Annotated in this window: 15 protein-coding genes; 5 read left to right on the forward strand and 10 right to left on the reverse strand. The window is 49.2% G+C overall.

Going from position 1 to position 16,331, the window contains the following annotated elements:
• Window positions 1-76: 76 nt before the first annotated feature.
• Window positions 77-901: a tRNA 2-thiocytidine(32) synthetase TtcA gene (ttcA, locus tag FXF61_RS07610; RefSeq protein ID WP_151184706.1), complete on the reverse strand. Its 825-nt coding sequence runs from the start codon at window positions 899-901 to the stop codon at window positions 77-79.
• A gap of 73 nt (window positions 902-974) precedes the next feature.
• The gene (locus tag FXF61_RS07615) at window positions 975-1,358 is read right to left on the reverse strand and encodes an MliC family protein (RefSeq protein ID WP_178087277.1); all 384 of its coding nucleotides are present in this window, start codon (window positions 1,356-1,358) and stop codon (window positions 975-977) included.
• Window positions 1,359-1,465: 107 nt separating this feature from the next.
• Between FXF61_RS07615 and FXF61_RS07620 the strand changes: the two genes are divergently transcribed.
• Entirely contained in the window at window positions 1,466-2,083 is a 618-nt protein-coding gene (locus FXF61_RS07620) for a DNA-J related domain-containing protein (protein ID WP_256663386.1), read from the forward strand.
• A gap of 30 nt (window positions 2,084-2,113) precedes the next feature.
• On the opposite strand, the gene FXF61_RS07625 is transcribed toward FXF61_RS07620, so the two are convergent.
• The 5 genes from FXF61_RS07625 to FXF61_RS07645 all read right to left on the reverse strand — a co-directional run bounded on the left by FXF61_RS07625 (window position 2,114) and on the right by FXF61_RS07645 (window position 6,429).
• Window positions 2,114-3,055 carry a putative 2-dehydropantoate 2-reductase gene (locus FXF61_RS07625; RefSeq protein WP_151184708.1) on the reverse strand — a complete coding sequence of 314 codons (942 nt, stop codon included), beginning with the start codon at window positions 3,053-3,055 and terminating at the stop codon, window positions 2,114-2,116.
• Window positions 3,056-3,121: 66 nt separating this feature from the next.
• Complete coding sequence (locus FXF61_RS07630; RefSeq protein ID WP_151184709.1) at window positions 3,122-3,652, reverse strand: C40 family peptidase; 531 nt, start codon at window positions 3,650-3,652, stop codon at window positions 3,122-3,124.
• A gap of 51 nt (window positions 3,653-3,703) precedes the next feature.
• Window positions 3,704-4,825 (reverse strand): cell division protein ZapE, encoded by a 1,122-nt coding sequence (zapE, locus tag FXF61_RS07635; RefSeq protein ID WP_151184710.1) that lies wholly within the window; start codon window positions 4,823-4,825, stop codon window positions 3,704-3,706.
• Window positions 4,822-5,277 carry an EamA family transporter gene (locus FXF61_RS07640; RefSeq protein ID WP_151184711.1) on the reverse strand — a complete coding sequence of 152 codons (456 nt, stop codon included), beginning with the start codon at window positions 5,275-5,277 and terminating at the stop codon, window positions 4,822-4,824. Before FXF61_RS07640 ends, zapE begins: the two co-directional genes overlap by 4 nt.
• A gap of 174 nt (window positions 5,278-5,451) precedes the next feature.
• Complete coding sequence (locus FXF61_RS07645) at window positions 5,452-6,429, reverse strand: GlxA family transcriptional regulator (RefSeq protein WP_151184712.1); 978 nt, start codon at window positions 6,427-6,429, stop codon at window positions 5,452-5,454.
• Window positions 6,430-6,534: 105 nt separating this feature from the next.
• Between FXF61_RS07645 and FXF61_RS07650 the strand changes: the two genes are divergently transcribed.
• Window positions 6,535-8,325 (forward strand): acyl-CoA dehydrogenase, encoded by a 1,791-nt coding sequence (locus tag FXF61_RS07650; RefSeq protein ID WP_151184713.1) that lies wholly within the window; start codon window positions 6,535-6,537, stop codon window positions 8,323-8,325.
• Window positions 8,326-8,437: 112 nt separating this feature from the next.
• Entirely contained in the window at window positions 8,438-9,382 is a 945-nt protein-coding gene (locus tag FXF61_RS07655; RefSeq protein ID WP_151184714.1) for a crotonase/enoyl-CoA hydratase family protein, read from the forward strand.
• Between the two features lie 245 nt (window positions 9,383-9,627).
• Here the strand turns inward: FXF61_RS07655 and FXF61_RS07660 are convergent, their stop codons facing one another.
• Together FXF61_RS07660 and FXF61_RS07665 are read right to left on the reverse strand one after the other, a co-directional pair.
• Complete coding sequence (locus tag FXF61_RS07660; RefSeq protein WP_151184715.1) at window positions 9,628-12,693, reverse strand: efflux RND transporter permease subunit; 3,066 nt, start codon at window positions 12,691-12,693, stop codon at window positions 9,628-9,630.
• Between the two features lie 35 nt (window positions 12,694-12,728).
• Window positions 12,729-13,781: an efflux RND transporter periplasmic adaptor subunit gene (locus FXF61_RS07665; protein WP_218571784.1), complete on the reverse strand. Its 1,053-nt coding sequence runs from the start codon at window positions 13,779-13,781 to the stop codon at window positions 12,729-12,731.
• 160 nt (window positions 13,782-13,941) lie between these two features.
• Between FXF61_RS07665 and FXF61_RS07670 the strand changes: the two genes are divergently transcribed.
• Window positions 13,942-14,421 carry a helix-turn-helix domain-containing protein gene (locus FXF61_RS07670; RefSeq protein ID WP_151184717.1) on the forward strand — a complete coding sequence of 160 codons (480 nt, stop codon included), beginning with the start codon at window positions 13,942-13,944 and terminating at the stop codon, window positions 14,419-14,421.
• Between the two features lie 90 nt (window positions 14,422-14,511).
• Here the strand turns inward: FXF61_RS07670 and FXF61_RS07675 are convergent, their stop codons facing one another.
• Window positions 14,512-15,129: a class I SAM-dependent methyltransferase gene (locus tag FXF61_RS07675; protein WP_151184718.1), complete on the reverse strand. Its 618-nt coding sequence runs from the start codon at window positions 15,127-15,129 to the stop codon at window positions 14,512-14,514.
• 215 nt (window positions 15,130-15,344) lie between these two features.
• Between FXF61_RS07675 and FXF61_RS07680 the strand changes: the two genes are divergently transcribed.
• Entirely contained in the window at window positions 15,345-16,268 is a 924-nt protein-coding gene (locus tag FXF61_RS07680) for a pirin family protein (RefSeq protein WP_151184719.1), read from the forward strand.
• Window positions 16,269-16,331: the final 63 nt, after the last annotated feature.

Consider the following 16,331-nt stretch of genomic DNA (forward strand, 5'->3'; position numbering starts at 1 on the left):
TAAGCCCGCATATTAATTTGCTGTTTTGATACAGCTATTACAGGTAAAACTGTCACCGCTGTCAGTAAATTGACCTTTACACACTCATTACATCCAAAAAACGGGGCTGAGCCTGTTTATCAATGGTTAAATTGGCGAAGTCAAACAATTGCCGATCAGCCAGTTGTGACGGCGCTACATTCTGTAAAGATCGGAACATAATATCCAAGCGCCCAGGTGTTTTTTTCTCCCAATCTTGCAACATACCTTTTACCACTTGGCGCTGCAGATTTTCTTGCGAACCACAGAGATTACAGGGAATGATTGGGAAATCTTGCCACTGTGCATACTTAGCAATATCGCTTTCTTTACAGTAAGCCAAGGGACGAATCACCACATTGCGACCATCATCAGATAACAATTTGGGCGGCATGGCTTTGAGGGTGCCTCCGAAAAACATATTTAAGAAAAATGTTTCTAAAATATCATCGCGGTGATGGCCCAGCGCCATTTTTGTTGCGCCTATCTCATCGGCATAGGTATACAAAGTACCGCGGCGCAAACGTGAGCACAGAGAGCAGGTGGTTTTACCTTCGAGGATCTTTTCTTTAACCACGGAGTACGTATCTTTTTCAAGAATATGGTATTCAACACCCACTGACTCTAAATAGGTCGGCAACACATGCTCAGGAAAGCCCGGCTGCTTCTGATCCAGATTGACTGCAACTAAGGAAAACGCAATGGGCGCGACCTTTTGCAGATGCAGCAATACATCCAGCATGGCGTAACTGTCTTTACCACCAGACAGGCACACCATGATTTTATCGCCCTCTTCGATCATATTGAAATCAGTGACCGCTTGACCGGCAAGCTGATACAAACGCTTCTGTAATTTTTTCTGACTGACCGAGACACTACTCATAACATAATCCGCAACAGGTAAAAGCCAGCATTTTACCTGTTGCGCTCAACAAACCCTAGTACCGTCTTGCCACTTACTGCGCTATTTCAGCCAACATTTGCGTGCCAGTCGCACACCCTTTTAAAACAATGACGTTCTCACCGGCATCGTCAGCCGGCTGCCATGATAAAACGCCGCTATCACTTTTCGTATGCCAACTGTAATTGCGCCCTTCATCAATCGACACATAGCGCGCACCCGAAGCACTGACAGCAATACTCATAGGTATTTGTTGTCCATCCACCTGTAGCACAGCATAGGCGCCACCACTGGCTGTATTTAAATAGGTGACGGGTAAAGTCACACCTCGTTCACATTGGTACAACACCTGTTGCAATTGATCACCGTTTTCAGCGACAGCCCAGCTGCTGCTCAAACAGGCGGATATAAGAAATATACTTTTGATTGAATTACGCATTATTAAAGTCCTGATCAGTCCATTTAATTGCCTAGTCTGGCAACTCACCATAGACTCATAGAGCCACTGTTTGTTTCAACCTTTCTATAAATATAGAGCCTGCTCTTTTGTATACATTTAAAATCAACCAGTTAGTCAAAACTCTACAACGACTATTAGAAGCAAAGCACACAGGCCTGAGCGAGTACGAGCTGCTTAAACAACTCATAAGCGAGCAGCACCCCTTGTTTATCAGCGCCAACTTAAGTGATGTATTGAGTTTGTTTCGCAGCCACTTTGTACTGTTTCATGCGCTGTACCTACTACGCGATAACTTACGCTCAGCTGGGCAGCTGGATCTAAAAATCAGTCCGCTGCACATTTGCCTGCAGCCCATAACAACCCGCAGCAGCACTCAGAGCCAAATGCCCAATCTGAGCGATCCATTGCGCGCATACTATTTGGATTTAGATAACCTGAGCGCAACAGATCGCGAGGCAGTGGAGCAACTACTCAATAGCAGCCTCGCCAGTCTGCAACCCTCACAACAGCTCAGCGATGCCTTAGCCGAACTTGGCATTGAGCAACCACTGCACACGCTTAATAGCGAAGATTTACGCAGCCATTACCGTAAGCTGGTCAGCCGTCATCACCCAGACCGCGGCGGCTGTACCGAACGTTTACAACGCATCAATCAAGCGATGGACATGGTGCGTGCTTACCAAGTCAGCCGTAGTTGTAAATAGCCCAATCAGTAATATCATCGGCAATCGACGCTAGGCTGATAAGTACTCTAAGGTTTGCAGCAGCATTTTAACCTTTGGCATGGCACAACCTGCAGCCTGCGCTGCCTCTAGCGGTGCTCTATAAACGGCTTGCAACTCCATGGGGCGCTGCTGAGTAAAGTCATGGTGCATGCTCGGTAAGTAAGCTGGCATGGCGTCCGTAACCTTCAGCATACCCGCCACTAATGTATCTGGTAACGGATAACCACACGCGGCGGCGCCTGCAATCACCTCATTCATCAAGTCAACAATCAGTTCACGGCTGTGTGGCTCGCCCATTAATTGCGCGGTATTGCTGTTGAGCAGCACTGATAGCCCGTTGTAAGGAATGTTCCATACCAGCTTTTGCCAGCGCGCCTCTTGCAGCTGCGCCATCGCTTTGGAATCCAGCCCGGCCTGCTGAAACAAGGCTGCGCCTTGCTGAGCAATAGCATAACCCTCTTCAGCAGACACAGAGCCACTGTGATAACCCAGATTAACCCCACCTTGGGCCTGATGCTCAATCACTCCTGGCGCACTGCGATGCACGCAGATAAAACACAAACCACCGAGCAAATGCAGGTGCGCGTCCAGCAAAGGCCGCAACTGCTCCTCAACCGCAAAACCATTTTGTAACAACAAGATTTTTGCGTTAGGCGCAGCAGCCTGGTTGATAATGGGTGCCAGATCAGCGTTACTGGTGGTTTTAGCGCCGACTAATAGCCAATCGCACTGAGGCATCTGCGCAACATCGTTGTAGGCCTGCACCTTTGGCAGATGCAATTCACCATGCACTGTGCTGTTAATACGCAAGCCATGACGGCTGACAGCGTCATATTCGCTGCGCAATAAAAAATGTACATCAAAACCAGCGCGCGCCAGCATCAAGCCATAAAAACCACCAATCGCACCGGTGCCAATAACGCCAATGCGTGGCTGTTGTTGCTCTGTCATATCCACTCTCTTATTGTTTAACTCAGTACCCAGCGCTTCCTTAAAAAGCAACACCCAGCACTTTATTTAGGGGTTCACTACCACCGTCTCGCTGCTCAAAATACGCTTAGCCTGCAGATAGGCTTTGTTCCAGTATTTAGAATCGACACTGTCTAAACGCACGGTACCACCCGAGGATGGCGCATGCACAAAGCGGCCATTGCCGACATAAATACCGGCGTGACTGACACGGCCATGTTTGGCGGTGCTAAAAAAAATAATATCGCCACTGCGTAACTGATTACGCGGCACACGCTGGCCTTTCACCTGCATCATTTGCGCAGTGGTTCGCGGCAGACGAATACCCGCCACATCGTTATAGACAAAACCAATTAAACCACTGCAATCAAACCCAGATGAAGGCGTATTACCACCCCAAACATAAGGAGTGCCAACCAAACCAATGGCACGAAACAACACATCGTCAGCAGCAGGGTTAAAAAAAGCTGAAGTGGAAGACTGCGCTGGCGCAACAGGTTCACTAATAGGCGCATTGGATGAACAGGCGGCTAACAACATAACACTGGCTAAACCCAGTAAGCGGATACTCAAATGCATGCGCTAGGTCCCCTTAATAAAATCGTAACAGTCACTATAAGAAAGCAAATCTCAGTATTTTGCAAAACTTTCGAGCTGCATGGCTTTTATACGGCTGTATGTACGGCGAAAGGCAAAGGCTAAATAGCCTTGAGTATAGAGTGCTTCCAGCGCTACATCAGCTTCAATATACACTGCTACACCACGGTCATAGCACTCATCAATTAAAGCAATAAAACGACGCACGCTATCATCAGCGGGCGCCAGCATAGGCAAGTGTCGATCACCAGCCTCGACTTGCTGCGCAGCATCTTCAGTGCCACGCGCGATCTTGGCTGCTTGCTGCTCTCCGCCGAGCACAGGCACAGCGCTGAGCAACAACAGCTGAAAACGGTCACACAGCGTTATAAAGTCGCTTGCGGCAAAAGGCAGGTCACAGAGTGCGGCAAAATCACACCACAAAACGTTATCACTGTACGCCTGCGTTAGCAGTGTACGCGTGCCTAAAGACAGCTCGCCCTGCTCAGCTTTTTGCCCTGCACTCAGCTGCGCAAATAACTCAGGCATTACGCTGCTGTGCTCAGCGTGTTTAATCCAATAACGCTGTATCGTGGCACCACTGTGCAAACGATGATCCTGTTCCCCGTCGACACTAACCAACTGCATCTGCTGCTCAATCGCCGCAATTGCAGGCAAAAACTGTTTGCGATTATGGCCGTCACTGTACAGTTCAGAGGGTGGCTGGTTGGAGGTCGCAACAATAATTAAACCGCGGGCAAACATCGCTTGAAACAAGCGACCCAGAATCATCGCATCAGCAATGTCGCTGACAAACAGCTCATCAAAGCACAGCACTTGAATCTCATCGCTGAGTTCAGAAGCAATCACCGCTAGCGGGTCAGCTGTGCCCATTAAGCGAAACAAACGCTGGTGCACGTCTCGAATAAAGTGGTGAAAATGCTGACGCCGCGCTGGGACACTTAGATTGCGATAAAACTGATCCATCAACCAGGTTTTACCGCGCCCAACCCGTCCATATAAATACACGCCTTGCGCCACAGCGCAGCCCTGCTGCAGTGCTTGATAGCATGTTTCTAAAGCCTCAACCGCTTGACGCTGTGCCGGATCATCAATAAAGCCCTCAGCGACTGCGCGTGTGTAGGCCTGCAGCGGCGACTGTTTGTTATCTGTCATACCCCTCGCCCTGCCTGCCAAGCCAACATCACCACGCCTGCGACAATGCTAAATACGGCAAGCACTTGCCATGGATTTAGCATTTCGCGCAAAAACAACCAACCTATACCTGTTGTCACTATTAAAGACCCACCAACAATCAAAGGGTTACCGACGGCGACATCGACCCCGCGCCCATAAATAACAAAGGTTAAAATTTCCACAATACCAATCGCCGCACCAGCAAGCATGGCTAGGCTAACGCCACGCGGGGTTATATGCAGCTCGATATTGTCAACATACTTAAAATACAGCAATAAACCCAAGCCTAAAAAAGCCGCAACAAATTGCAGAATGACCGCTCCCAGCACTGCTTGGATATGATCAGCCGACATTTTAATAAACACGTTGTATAGACCAAACATGACCGCAGCCAAGGCCAGCAATACATAAGGCACTATAAAAACCCTCATTGATGTAAATGTCAGGTCGCGAGCAGTACGAGCCATCAAATTAAATTAAAGATGCCGGCACACTGCGTCTGGCGCTAACTCGACAATAATAAACAGCCATGTTCGCAGATCACACAAGCCTAGCGCAAACCTAGAGCAGCTTTGTCTCAACAACAGTCCTCGTCTCTATAGCGTTTAACGTCGACTAAAACGTCGGCGGTACTCGCTGGGCGTTATGCCGGTTTTGCTGCGAAACAATCGTCGAAATGAGCTGGTATCTTCATAACCGACTTGCGACATGACCCGATCCACTGTCAGTTCAGATTCTTCCAACAGCTTCTGCGCCGCTTCAATGCGCAGTGATTGCAGATAAGCATTAGGTGGGCTGCCTAGCGCCCCATTAAAACGGCGAATCAGGGTGCGCTTTGAGACATTAAAGCGCTCTGCCAACGCATCCAAAGTAAACTCTTGTGCGTAGTGCTCTTGCAGCCAAGCTTGCACCTGTTTTACCAGCTCATCTTTATGCGGCTTGGCCAAACGCATCAGCGAATACGACAGCTGACTGTCTCGACGATAATCGATAACGAAGGCTTTAGCCGTTTGCAGCGCTACCTCAAAACCTACATAACGCTCGATCATGTGCAGGCCTAAATCAAACCATGCCAAACCACCACCAGCGCAATAAATATGCGCATCACGGGTAATCAGCTGATCTGCAGTTAACTTCACTGCGGGATAGCGCTGAGCAAACCGTTCTTTAAACCCCCAATGGGTTGTAGCCCTGCGGCCATTGAGAATACCCGCCTCAGCCAAGAGAAAATTACCGGTACAGTTACCCGCAATCGTCCAGCCTTCACGGTTGGCATGTTGCAATAACGCCAACAGTTCGGGGTTCTGCGCCAGCACCTCATCAATAGGGCCACCAATGGTCGGCACAATAATGGCATCCACTTGTTCTATCTGTGCGTAGCTCAGTTGAGCGGCGATTTGAATACCGTTGATGCATCGAATCGGCTCACCACAGGGGCTAGCAAGACGCACATTAAAATGGCGACCCACCGTTTCACCCTGCACGCGATTCCACGTCACGCCAGCTAAAGCAAACAAATCCATCACACCCGTTATTGCAGATGCCAGCGCTGAATCAAATCCCAGGATCACTATATTGAGCATACTTTGTCACTTTTCACTCTAAGAGTGGCTATATTGACAATTATTTTTATGTGCAACAAGGTTGATACTCGTTCACTGCCTACTTTTCTACCATTGGAGTCCACCGTGTCGAATCTAATCAATAATAAAGACTTAGAGTTCCTCCTTTACAACGTATTTAACGCTGAACAACTGACTCAATTACCGCGTTTTGCAGAGCATGATCGCACCACCTTTGATAGCATTTTAAATACGGCACAACGCATCGCTGTTGATTACTTTGCCCCGCACAACGCCAAAGCTGACGCCAACGAGCCACAATTTGATGGCCAAAACGTCACCACCATTCCTGAGGTAAAACAGGCCTGGCAGCACTTTGCCGACTCTGGTTTGCTCTGCGCTAAGCACGATTATGACGAGGGTGGCATGCAACTGCCCTCACTGCTGCATATGGCGGCGAACAGCTTCTTTATGTCAGCCAACCCCGCTACTGCTGGTTACCCATTTTTGACCAGTGCTGCGGCCAATGTGATTCATGCTTTTGGTACAGAAGAACAAAAAGCCATGTTTGTGCCAGCGATGTTTAGCGGTCGCTTTGCCGGCACCATGGCGCTCACCGAGCCGGATGTTGGCTCATCTTTGGGTGATTTAAGCACTAAAGCACTGCCTGCAGAGGATGGCAGCTACCGCATTAAAGGCCAGAAAATGTATATCTCCGGCGGTGATCAAGACATCACCGAGAATATTGTCCACTTGGTCTTGGCTCGTATCGAAGGTGCAGCAAAAGGCAGCAAGGGTATTTCACTGTTTATCGTGCCCAAGTTCATCACCCACACAGATGGTTCATTAGCCGAACGTAATGACGTGCAGTTGGCTGGATTGCTGCACAAAATGGGTTACCGTGGCACCACCTCCACCGTGCTCAATTTTGGTGAGCAGGATAACTGCACCGGTTACTTACTCGGTGAAGCGGGCAAAGGCTTGTTGCACATGTTTATGATGATGAACGAAGCGCGGATTGGCGTGGGTCTGGGCGCAGCAATGATCGGTTACCGCGGCTATTTAGAATCACTTAATTACGCACGTAATCGTCCGCAAGGCCGTGCTGCCACAGAAAAAAGCCCAGATAGCAAGCCGATTAATATCATCGAACACACCGATGTAAAGCGCATGTTATTGGCGCAAAAGTCTTACGTGGAAGGCTCGCTGGCCCTGTGTTTATTGGCCGCTCGTTTAGTCGATGAGCAAGAAGCTGGTAACGATGCAGATGCTGGTATCTTGCTGGATCTGCTGACGCCCATGGTTAAATCTTTCCCGTCTTTCTATGGCCCGCGCGCCAATGATTTAGCCATTCAAGTGCTTGCTGGCGCGGGTTACACGCGCGATTACCCAGTGGAACAATACTATCGCGACAACCGTTTAAATCCGATTCATGAAGGCACGCACGGTATTCAATCTCTGGATTTATTAGGCCGTAAGCTCTGGCAGCACAATGGTAAAGGCTTAAAACTATTGATGGCACGCATGCACACCACCCTCACCAGCGCCGCACAAAAACCACAGCTCAGTGAGTTGGTCGGTGAGTTTGAGCAGTACTTAGCATTGGTGCAATCCACCACACTGAAACTTGGCGGTGCATTACAGCAAGGTCAGGTCGATGAGGCGCTGGCTAACTCTGCTATATTCTTGGACATGATGGGTAAAACTGTGGTTGCTTGGTTATGGCTGGAGATGGCCGATAAAGCCTTAGAAACTTTTGCGGACTCAAGTAACACAGAAGATCAAGATTTTGTTGCTGGCAAACTACAAGCCGCCCAGTACTTTATTCGCTGGGAGCTGCCAGAGATAGAACTGCAAGCGCGCCTATTGCAACGTTTTGATCGCAGCTGCTTAGATATGCAAAGCGACTGGTTCTAGGCTGTGTTCACAGAGAAAACTAGCACTGTGAGCTGATATCTGCTGACGCCCTGACATTGCAGCTCATAATTCGCTACGCAACAAACAAGCGGCCAATGACTAAGGAGTTACCATGAGTACTGAAAACAAAGTACTGGTTGACGCCAGTGAGTATATTCTCACCATAACCTTTAATCGCCCAGACAAGCTCAATGCACTGGATCCTGAAAGCTTCCATCTGTTGGCGCAGGCACTTTATCGACTGCAACATGACAGCGAGCTGCGAGTGGGCGTTATTCAAGCCAAGGGAAAACACTTCACCTCTGGCTTAGAATTGGATCAGTGGGCACCCATTTTCGCTAAAGGCCAAGCGCCAGAGATAGGACCAGATGAAATTGACCCCTATGGGATTGCCGGCACAATCCTGACCAAACCCTTAATCATTGCTGTGCAAGGCCTGTGCTTCACATCAGGCTTAGAGCTATTGCTAAATACAGAAATCCGCCTTGCCACCGCTGAAACACGCTTTGCGCAACTGGAAGTACAGCGCGGTATTTATCCCTGTGGTGGCGGTACAGTACGCTTGCCTGAAGAAATTGGCTGGGCGCGTGCCCAGCGCTACTTACTCACAGGCGATGAGTTTAGCGGCCAACAAGCCTATGACTGGGGCATGATTACCGAGCTGTGCGAGCCTGAAACACTGCAACAGCGCGCCCGCGAGCTGGCACTTAAAGTCGCCGCGGCTGCGCCCTTGGGCGTACAAGCAGCTCTTAAATCCTCAAAGATCGGGCGACTGCATGGCGATAGCGCAGCGTTGGCTGAGGTATTTGATGATTTAGCCAAGGTAATGACCAGCGAGGACGCCGCAGAAGGCGTGCGCTCCTTTATGGAACGTCGAGCTGCGGTTTTCAAGGGCGCTAAGGCCTTAATTCTATTTACTGCGATGCTTTGCAGTATCAGGTATAGCTGCGTAAAGACGCTGCAAGTACATCCCTGTAGGCTCCACACCGCCATCCATGGCGGCGCAGGCTTTACTTCGCTATACCTGACACTGCCTGTTAAGTTTCGAGTGTGCTGAAATTATTTACTCAGGAGTGCGGTGCATGCCGTACTCAGGGGCTGGTGTTTATCCGTCGATGAACCCATCCAGGGTTCAACTCCGGCGCTACGCCCGCATCGAGCCCCGGACGGGCTCGTTAAGGAAAGAACAAACTTAGCGCAGTGCGCACTAGGCCTAACCCTGCGAATGAGCTGCTTTGCGTTTGCAGCAAAAACTCTACAATTGTTTCAGCAAGCCCTGATACGTGGACATAAATGTCCACCCTACGATTTTGCTGCCTCCTCAGGCTCTGCAGGAATGCGGAAAATCACCACATACAGCAGCGGTACCACCACTAAGGTTAAGACCGTAGCAAAGGCCAGACCAAACATAATAACGACAGCCATACTCTTAAAGAACGGATCCCAAAGCAGCGGTGCCACCCCTAAAATAGTGGTCAAAGCACCCAAAAAAACCGGTCGCGCACGACTGACCGCTGCATCAATAACCGCAATAAAACCAGCCTTGCCCTCACGTATTTCTACATCAGCTTGATCGACCAAGACAATGGAGTTCTTCACCAGCATCCCTACTAGACTGAGACAGCCCAGAATCGCCATAAACTCAAACGGCACTTGGAAGATCACTAAGCCTACCGTCACTCCGATAATAGCCAACGGAGCCGTCAGCCAAATCACCAAAGGCTGGCGAATCGCGTTAAACATCAGCACCACTGCTAACACCATCGCGCTAAAACCATAGGGTGCTGAAATCGCCAAACCTTCGTTGGATTCGTTCGAGTCCTTATATTCACCATGCCACTCTAAGCTGTAGCCCGGCGGCAGCTCAATCGCCTCAATTTTAGGTTTGAGACGATTAAATAAGGGATCAGACTGCTCACCCGGCAAGGGATCGGCCTGCGCCTTAATGGTCGGAAATCGGTCGACACGGCGTAAAATAGCATCTGACCACTCAACCTCAACCCCACTCACCAACTGACTCATCGGCAAGTATTTGTCCGCAGTCGGGCTGTAGACCTGAACGTTTTCTATATCCTGCGCCAGCGAGCGTTCACTGTAAGGTGCACGAACGATAATTGGAATTAACTTGTCTTGCTCGCGATACACCCCCACCCGCTCACCGGTAAAGGTGCGGTTAAGCGCTTGACTGATCTGGGTAATATCAACCCCAGCTCGGCGTGCCGCCACTTCATTAACCACAGGACGCAGCACCGGCGTTTTATCGCGCCAGTCATCCTGGATGGCAATGGCGCCAGGATCCTCAGCCATAATGGCTTTGGCTTGCTCAGCTAATTGACGCAACACCTCAGGTTCTGAGCCTTTAAACGCCACCTCAATTTTCTTACCGCCGCCGCGGCCCAGCATAAATTTCCAAACCTTGATTTCAGCCAGCGGATGACGCTCAGTCAGCTCATCTTGCAACTCATCAACCAACGCAGCAATGCCTGGCGCATCATCTACATCAATTAACAGCTGACCATAACTGCTGTTGGGATCTTCAGGGCTGTAAGTCAGCATAAAGCGCAAACCGCCCTGCCCAACAAAACGCGTGATATGGGTTACGCTGTCTTTTTCATGCACATACGCAGCCATTTTTTCCAGCTCTTTCGCTGTTTCACGTATATCTGAGCCTTGCGGCAAATACATGTCGACCACAAACTGTGGGCGTGCTGAATCAGGCATAAAGCCGGGTTTGACCCAGTTAAAACCATAAATCGCACTGGCTAACAAACTGAGCATCAGCACACCTGTGAACAGTCGTTTGCGCAGCGCCACATTTAATAAGCGGCGATAGCGATACAAAATACCCGCTTGCTTTTCTTCGGCGCCTTCTGGGATGACTTTGACTTTCAACATGGTCACGCACAGCAGCGGCGTTAAAGTCACCGCAAATAACCAACTGAACAGCATCGAATACATGATCACCCAAAACAGTGAGCCTGCGTATTCACCCATATCCGTTGGCGACAAACCAATCGCACTAAAGGCCAAAATACCAACCACGGTACCGCCTAACAAAGGAAACTGCGTACCCTTGACCACCGCAATCGCAGCACTTTCAGCAGCTTCACCTTTTTGCATGCGCACTAAAATACCGTCAGTCACGACAATGGCGTTATCCACCAGCATACCGAGGGCAATAATTAACGCACCCAAAGACACGCGCTGCATGGCGATATCATCCATATACATCGCAATCAAAGTACCAGCCACTGTAAGCAATAAAACACTGCCGACAATCACACCGCTGCGCCAGCCCATAAACAGAATCAGCACCAGCACCACAATAACGACTGCAGCAGCAAGGTTAGCAACAAAGCCATTGACCGCCTCGCGCACTGAGTCGGACTGATAAGAGACAACCTGCAGATCAATGCCAATTGGCCGCTGTGATTCCAGCTCTTGCAAGCGCGTGCGCACTGCATCACCAACATCCACTACGTTGCCGCCAGCCACCTGGGAAATACCTAAGCCAATTGCGGGCTGCCCGTCATAACTCATCAACGCGCGCGGCGGCTCAATAGTCGAGCGGGTGATCTTGGCAATATCTTTTAAGAATATAACCTGTTCGCCACTGGCCGAACCCAAAGCAATATGGCCTAACGCCTCAACTGAATCGATATGCCCCTGCGGACTAAATTGTACGCGTTGCGGGCCGATCAATAAGTTACCCGAATCGGTGATCACATTTTGCTGGCGCAACGATTGATAGATTTCATTTTGCGACATACCCAGCTGTGCTGCCTTGGCTGAAGCAATCTCAATAAATATCGCCTCATCTGGCGCACCTAATGTGGCAACGCGACCCACACCAGGCACTTGTAATAAATCACGCTCCAGCAGATCAAGATAATCTTTGATCTCTTTTAAGCTATAACCCTCACCGGTGACGGCAAAAAACAAGGCATACACATCACCAAAATCATCATTGACAATGGATGGGCCAGCGCCTGGCGGCAGCTTGTGCTGAGCATCATTGACTTTACGTCTGAGCTTGTCCCAAATTTGCTCAAGCTCCACCTTGCTGGGAGCAAACTCTAATTCAATTTCAACCTTAACCAACGAATTACCCATGCGAGAAATCGAGGTTACTTCTTTGATTTCTTGCAGCTGCTGCACCGCTTCTTCAATCACCTCAGTGACTTCCTCAGCCACTTGCGCCGGTAAAGCACCCGGATACAGCGTGGTAATCGCAGCTTGGCGAATCACAAATTCAGGGTCTTCAAAACGCCCTAATTTTTCATAACTGATGTAACCACCCAATAGCACCAAGAGCGTTAGCATCCAAGCGATGGTGCGCTTAGCGAGTGTGTGTTCAGCAATATTCACTGTATATACGTCCTATATTTATGATCGTCCTTAACTTAGAGGGCGCGAACCAGCATCCCTTCACGTAACTGGCTCACACCTGCTGTCACAATCTGCTCGCCACCCACTAAACCCTGCGTCACAACAACCTCGGCACCAAGCACATCACCCAACTCAACCGCCTGTAGAGTCACCCGCGAGGTCTCAGGATTCACCAACCAAACGCCAGTAACACTGTCGGCACTCGAGTAAATTGCTTGCAACGGTATCTTAACCAAGCCAGCATTAAGGCCTTCGATTGTCTGCGACGGAACAATATCCACCGACATCCCAGGCAAAACCTTGAGTTCATAACCAGGCTCAAGCGCCAACACCACTTCATAGCTTTGTGTTTGCTTATCACTGTCTGAGGAGAAGGTCTTTAACGTCACTGGCAATAGCAGCTCAGGTTGGTCAGCAAAGACTGCATAACCGGCCACTTGTTTTGGTGTGCTGCGCACGATGCGCTCAGGCACGTTAATTACGATTTCAAGGTTGTTCAGGTCTTGTAGGCTGATAATGGGTTCTTTATCTTCGACATTGCTGAAGTTTTCCACATAACGTTTGGTCACCACACCGCTAAAAGGCGCGACCAAGCGGGTGTCATCAAAGTCTTTTTTAGCTAAAGCATAGTCCGCCTGCGCCACATCCATTGCAGTACGTTGTTTATCCACTTCAGCCTTGGCCACCGCTTGACTGCGCTGCCACAGTTGCTCAACGCGCCTGTAATCAGTTTGTGCTTTATTGTATTTGGCTAAAGATGAGCGCATCTGGATGCGATAATTAGCATCATCGAGGCGTGCCACCAGCTCACCTTTTTTGATCAACAACCCTTCTTCTGCAGGCAGTTCAATCACTTGCCCAGCTACATTAAAGGTCAAATCAGCACGTTGCGCCGCCCGCACACGCCCAGGAAAACGCAAACTTGAAATTTGATCGGAGGTATCTACGGTAATGATGGGCACAGGACGTGAGGCTTCTACATGCTCATCAATCGCTTCGCTTTCTCCGCAGCCACTTATTGCCGCCAGTAGCGCGGCACTTACTAACCAGCCAATGCGCTTTATCAATCCTTGTACTCCTGAGTAATGCATTCATCATTGCTGCACGCGCAGCACTGACTCTAAAAACAACTATTTAGTTTCGCGGAATAAGTAATACTAAGCAACGCACTCTATACCCAAAATGGGTATCATCCTCTGTACTTGCGTCACTACATGAGCATTTGCTATGCCGCAGAACCACGAAAAAATCACAACAAACTTTGGTCATATCTTTCCAGCACACGTGGAGGCTTTGTGCGAACTACTGATTGTGCTGCGCCAGCAGTTTTTCGGTGATCTGGACTTAATGCTGATTTTAGCGATTATAGGTTCACGCGCACTGCCAGCCCGCCTCGCTCAAAATATGACCTACAGCCAATTTATCACCGATAACAGCAAAGAACGCGCTGATCAGCCAATTAATATTCAATCCATTGCCGAGTGCAGCGCTATCCCCCGCGAAACCGTGCGTCGCAAAGTCCATAAACTACAAGAACTCGGTTTTATTGAACGTGATTCCAGCGGCATACTCACAATCACGAGCAAAGCCATGAGCCAACTGATGCCTGCGACTGAAGCCAGCTTGCAGTATTTGATTGCTTTGAGTGCAAGCAGCGATGTATTAGAGTGCCAGTCAGGCCTTGATGAACCGCTTGAATACAAATAACTTAAAACACCTGCAGCGTGACCGCTGCAACAAGGGCTTTGCAAGTGCGTTAAGCCAGACCCATTGCACAGCCCCAGAGACATGCAGCCCTTAAGCACGTCCTAACAAGACAAACAGCGGGTAACTGCGGCCATTCTTATGTTTAATGTTAAAAATTTCGCGATAACTTAAATCTTTAAAACCAGCCGCTGCCGCCAGCTCTAACAACTGCTGCGGATCAAAGCCCAAGTGCACAACACCTTTAGCAGCATTGTCACCATGAAAGCTGCCATCTTCGCTGTACAGATCAACCAGTGCCAACTGTCCATTCTCGCCCAAGCACTGGTGCATACAACTTAACAGCCCAGCAATATCAGCAACATGATGCAATGCCATACTACTGATGACGCCCTCATAGCACTCACTCAAGCCATTAAAAATATCCTGCTCAAGCGCAGTAATATTCGGCACATTTTTATCGATCAACTTAGCCAGCATCGCTGCTGAAGTATCCAGCGCTGTCACCTGCCCCACATGCTCGGCCAGAGGCACACTGAGCGCACCCGTGCCCGCGCCAAAATCCAACCAGCGCTGATTTTTATTCAATTGCAATAACGCAAAGACTTGATCACTTAACGCTGCCAGTTGCTTGGAAATAGGGCTGTGCTCAAAACCTTCTGCTGCTTGGGCAAAATGTGCCTCAGCTAAGGCTTGTGATTCATTGGTCATAACAACGGCTCTCTACTAATACATGCTATACAAACGAATAATCTTTTATATGATCGCATAAACCAACTGAGAAATCTGTAGACAACAGACGTGCTAGCGCCAGGTAATGCGTATCGAAGCAGCAAAATCTCCAGAGAGGCTTTGCTCTATATAGGTTACTGAGTGACACTTGATATTAACAATTGATCTAAGTCGCGCCGACAAAGGACAACACTATGAGCAATCAAAACAAAACTGTGGATTCACCCTGCGCCATTGAATCAGGCTGCACACTGGTTCAGCAACTGATACACCCTAAAGACCAAGAGCTTGGTGGTTTCACCGTACGCCGCAGCTTGCCCACCAGAGGCGCTCGACGCATTGGCCCTTGGGTCTTTTTTGACCATATGGGACCAGCAGACTTTCCGGCTGGTGCTGGTGTTAACATCGCCCCACACCCACATATCAATATGGCCACTGTCACCTATTTGCTCGACGGTGAAATGCTCCATCAGGACTCTGTTGGCAGCGTACAAAGCATTCGCCCAGGTGATTTAAACCTCATGGTCGCCGGTTCTGGCATCGTGCACTCCGAACGCCAGTCTGGCGAAGTGAAAAGCCAGCCCCACTCCATTCATGGCTTTCAATTGTGGCTAGCATTGCCAGAACAGGATGAAGAAACAGATCCTGCATTTTATCACTACGCTGCCGAGCAGATACCCTCACTCAATATTGGCGGCGTAGCCCTGCGCGTGCTGATGGGTACAGCGTATGGCGCCACATCACCGGTGAAAACTTTTAGCCCTACGCTATACATAGAAGCCCAACTCCAAGCCGGTCAATCCTTAACATTGCCCCATGCAGCAATGCGCGGTTTATATGTCGCTTCTGGTGAGGTTTGTATTAATGACTTAAAGATCGCTCATCATAGACTGGCGCTATTAAGTGACGATCACGACATCATTATTAGCGCAGAGCGTGACAGCCAAGTGGTTTTAATTGGTGGTGATGACATTGGCCATCGTTATATGGATTGGAATTTTGTCTCCAGCCGTATAGAAAGAGTCAAACAAGCACGCCAGCAGTGGATTGATCAGCAGTTTGCAAAAATTCCAACTGATAACCAAGAGTTCATCCCCTACCCAAACACGTTGCGCTAAATAGCACTGGCTCTGAAAATTCATATTTACTTATAATTCGCAGTATTTATAGCACAGGCTAAA

The sequence above is a fragment of the Pseudomonas sp. C27(2019) genome, from assembly GCF_008807395.1.
Classification (GTDB): Bacteria; Pseudomonadota; Gammaproteobacteria; order Pseudomonadales; family Pseudomonadaceae; genus Denitrificimonas.

Bases quoted from the DNA above. Each gene is read 5' to 3' on its own strand.
- ttcA (WP_151184706.1), bottom strand. From the start codon at position 901: ATGAGTAGTGTCTCGGTCAGTCAGAAAAAATTACAGAAGCGTTTGTAT.
- FXF61_RS07615 (WP_178087277.1), bottom strand. From the start codon at position 1,358: ATGCGTAATTCAATCAAAAGTATATTTCTTATATCCGCCTGTTTGAGC.
- FXF61_RS07625 (WP_151184708.1), bottom strand. From the start codon at position 3,055: ATGACAGAGCAACAACAGCCACGCATTGGCGTTATTGGCACCGGTGCG.
- FXF61_RS07630 (WP_151184709.1), bottom strand. From the start codon at position 3,652: ATGCATTTGAGTATCCGCTTACTGGGTTTAGCCAGTGTTATGTTGTTA.
- zapE (WP_151184710.1), bottom strand. From the start codon at position 4,825: ATGACAGATAACAAACAGTCGCCGCTGCAGGCCTACACACGCGCAGTC.
- FXF61_RS07640 (WP_151184711.1), bottom strand. From the start codon at position 5,277: ATGAGGGTTTTTATAGTGCCTTATGTATTGCTGGCCTTGGCTGCGGTC.
- FXF61_RS07645 (WP_151184712.1), bottom strand. From the start codon at position 6,429: ATGCTCAATATAGTGATCCTGGGATTTGATTCAGCGCTGGCATCTGCA.
- FXF61_RS07655 (WP_151184714.1), top strand. From the start codon at position 8,438: ATGAGTACTGAAAACAAAGTACTGGTTGACGCCAGTGAGTATATTCTC.
- FXF61_RS07670 (WP_151184717.1), top strand. From the start codon at position 13,942: ATGCCGCAGAACCACGAAAAAATCACAACAAACTTTGGTCATATCTTT.
- FXF61_RS07675 (WP_151184718.1), bottom strand. From the start codon at position 15,129: ATGACCAATGAATCACAAGCCTTAGCTGAGGCACATTTTGCCCAAGCA.
- FXF61_RS07680 (WP_151184719.1), top strand. From the start codon at position 15,345: ATGAGCAATCAAAACAAAACTGTGGATTCACCCTGCGCCATTGAATCA.